This is a genomic window from Bradyrhizobium sp. P5_C11_2, from assembly GCF_054049755.1.
The window spans coordinates 1-2,952 of sequence record NZ_JBFULT010000751.1 but is presented as its reverse complement, the minus strand read 5'-3'; the positions used below and the strand labels follow the sequence as shown (position 1 = coordinate 2,952).

At 66.6% G+C, this 2,952-nt stretch carries 3 protein-coding genes; 2 read left to right on the top strand and 1 reads right to left on the bottom strand.

All coding sequences use genetic code 11. The features are described 5' to 3' along the window. A partial coding sequence (locus ACXJL8_RS38005; RefSeq protein WP_456686703.1) for a hypothetical protein occupies nucleotides 1-180 on the bottom strand: 180 nt, incomplete at its 3' end. Nucleotides 181-318: 138 nt separating this feature from the next. Between ACXJL8_RS38005 and ACXJL8_RS38000 the strand changes: the two genes are divergently transcribed. Beyond that, on the top strand, nucleotides 319-2,400 hold the full coding sequence (locus tag ACXJL8_RS38000; protein WP_456617390.1) for a M3 family metallopeptidase: 2,082 nt from the start codon (nucleotides 319-321) through the stop codon (nucleotides 2,398-2,400). Continuing rightward, nucleotides 2,400-2,952: DUF1007 family protein (locus ACXJL8_RS37995; protein WP_456686702.1), on the top strand; the 553-nt coding region annotated here is incomplete at its 3' end. The genes ACXJL8_RS38000 and ACXJL8_RS37995, both read left to right, overlap by 1 nt.

Below are 2,952 nucleotides of genomic sequence, written 5' to 3'. Positions count from 1 at the left end.
TAACAGCACGGCCTGWAGGATGTGTGCGCCCTGATCGCCGAGCCCGAACAGGATCGCGAGCGCCCAACCACCGGCAAACGCCGCGCCGAACACTTCGGCGCCGATCAGGATGGCGGCGCTGATGACGGTGATGACGCTCGGCCAGACGATCTGGCGGGAGGACGAGGAAGGCGCGTTCATGAGCTCAGGGGTCCTAGGCTTCGAGGGCCGCAATCTCCCCGAAAAGGCGGGCGGGAGCAAGGCCAAATGGCCCAAAAAAGCCCCATCGCGTGCTATAGCTGGCCCCCAACAATCGAGCCTCAAAAACCGGGACTTGCGATGTCAGACCCCCGCCAAACTACGGACCCCGAGACCAACCCGCTGCTGAAGGCCTGGGTGACGCCGTTCGCGACCCCGCCCTTCGACGAGATCAGGCCGGAGCACTTCCTCCCGGCCTTCGAGCAGGCCTTCGCCGACCATTCCGCCGAGATCGCGGCGATCGCCCATGATCCGGCCGCGGCCGACTTCGCCAACACCATCACGGCGCTGGAGCGCTCCGGCAAGCTTCTGAACAAAGTCGCTTCCGTCTTCTACGACCTCGTCTCGGCGCATTCCAACCCGGCCATCCTGGAGATCGACAAGGAGGTCTCCTTGCGGATGGCGCGGCACTGGAATCCGATCATGATGAATGCCGTGCTGTTTGGCCGCATGGCCCAGCTGCACGAGAACCGCGCCAATCTTGGTCTGGATCCCGAGCAGCTCCGCCTGCTCGAGCGCACCTACACCCGCTTCCACCGCTCGGGCGCCGGCCTCTCCGAGGAGGCCAAGGCGCGGATGGCCGAGATCAACGAGAAGCTCGCCCAGCTCGGCACCGGCTTCAGCCATCATCTGCTCGGCGACGAGCAGGAGTGGTTCATGGAGCTCGGCGAGGCCGATCGCCAGGGCCTGCCGGAGAGTTTCGTCGCCGCCGCCAAGGCCGCGGCAGACGAGCGCGGCATGGCCGGCAAGGCCATCGTGACGCTGTCGCGCTCCTCGGTCGAGCCGTTCCTGAAGAGCTCGGCGCGGCGCGACCTGCGCGAGAAGGTCTACAAGGCCTTCACCGCGCGGGGCGACAACGGCAACGCCAATGACAACAACGCGACGATCGTCGAGATCCTGCAGCTGCGCGAGGAGAGCGCCAAGCTGCTGGGCTATCCGACCTTCGCCGCCTACCGGCTCGAGGACTCCATGGCCAAGACGCCGGATGCGGTGCGGGGCCTGCTCGAGCGCGTCTGGAAGCCGGCTCGCGCCCGGGCGCTCGCCGATCGCGACGAGATGCAGACGCTGATCACGGAAGAGGGCGGCAATTTCAAGCTCGCGCCCTGGGACTGGCGCTTCTACGCCGAGAAGCTCCGCCTCCAGCGCGCCAATTTCGACGACGCCGCGATCAAGCCCTATCTCGCGCTCGATCACATGATCGACGCGGCCTTCGACTGCGCCACGCGCCTGTTCGGCATCACCTTCGCGGAGCGCAAGGACGTGCCCGTCTGGCACCCGGACGTCCGGGTCTGGGAAGTGAAGGGCCGCGACGGCAAGCACAAGGCGCTGTTCTACGGCGACTACTTCGCCCGGCCGTCAAAGCGCTCCGGCGCCTGGATGACCTCGCTGCGCGACCAGCAGAAGCTCGACGGCGACACTGCGCCGCTGGTTCTCAATATCTGCAACTTCTCCAAGGGGGCGGACGGGGAGCCCTCGCTGCTGTCGCCCGACGATGCCCGCACCCTGTTCCACGAGTTCGGCCACGGCCTGCACGGCATGCTCTCCAACGTGACCTATCCGTCGCTGTCGGGCACCTCCGTGTTCACCGACTTCGTCGAGCTGCCCTCGCAGCTCTACGAGCACTGGCAGGAGCGGCCCGAGGTGCTGCAACAGTTCGCCCGTCATTATCAGACCGGCGAGCCGCTGCCCGACGACCTGCTGCAACGCTTCCTGGCCGCACGAAAATTCAATCAGGGCTTCGCCACCGTCGAGTTCGTCTCTTCGGCCCTGGTCGATCTCGAATTCCACACCCAGCCGGCCTCGGCCGCGCAGGACGTGCGCGCCTTCGAGAAGCGCGAGCTGGAGAAGATCGGCATGCCCGAGGAGATCGCGATGCGGCACCGGCCGACGCAGTTCGGCCACATCTTCACCGGCGATCATTATGCCGCCGGCTATTACAGCTACATGTGGTCGGAGGTGATGGACGCCGACGCGTTCGGCGCGTTCGAGGAGGCCGGCGACATCTTCGACCCGGCGGTCGCAAAGCGCCTCCACGACGACATCTACTCCTCGGGCGGATCGGTCGATCCGGAAGCCGCCTATGAGGCCTTCCGCGGCCGCCCGCCGGAGCCCGACGCGCTGCTCCGCCGCCGCGGCCTGCTCGACGCCCCGAAGGCGGCCTGATGCGCATGCGCGCCCTTCTCGGGCTGCTGCTCGCCGCCGTCCTGTCGCTTGCGGCGGGCGCAGCGAGCGCGCATCCCCATGTCTGGATCACGGCGACCAGCGAGCTGCTCTATGCCGCGGACGGCACCATCACCGGCGTGCGCCACGCCTGGACGTTTGACGACATGTTCTCGGCCTATGCGGTGCAGGGGCTCGAGAGCAAGACCAAGGGCGCCTATACGCGCGAGGAACTCGGGCCGCTGGCGCAGACCAATGTCGAGTCGCTGAAGGAATATGCCTACTTCACCTTTGCGCGAGCCGACGGCAAGAAGGAGCGATTCCAGGAGCCGGTCGACTACTTCCTCGACTACAAGGACACGGTGCTGACCCTGCACTTCACGCTGCCGCTGAAGAACCCGGTCAAGCCCAGGCAATTGGTGCTCGAGGTGTTCGACCGCTCCTTCTTCATCGACTTCCAGATGGCCAAGGACAACCCGGTCAAGCTGGTCGGCGCCCCCGCGGGCTGCCAGATGAAGCTCGACCGTCCCAGCGACGGCTCGGCCACCGCCCAGA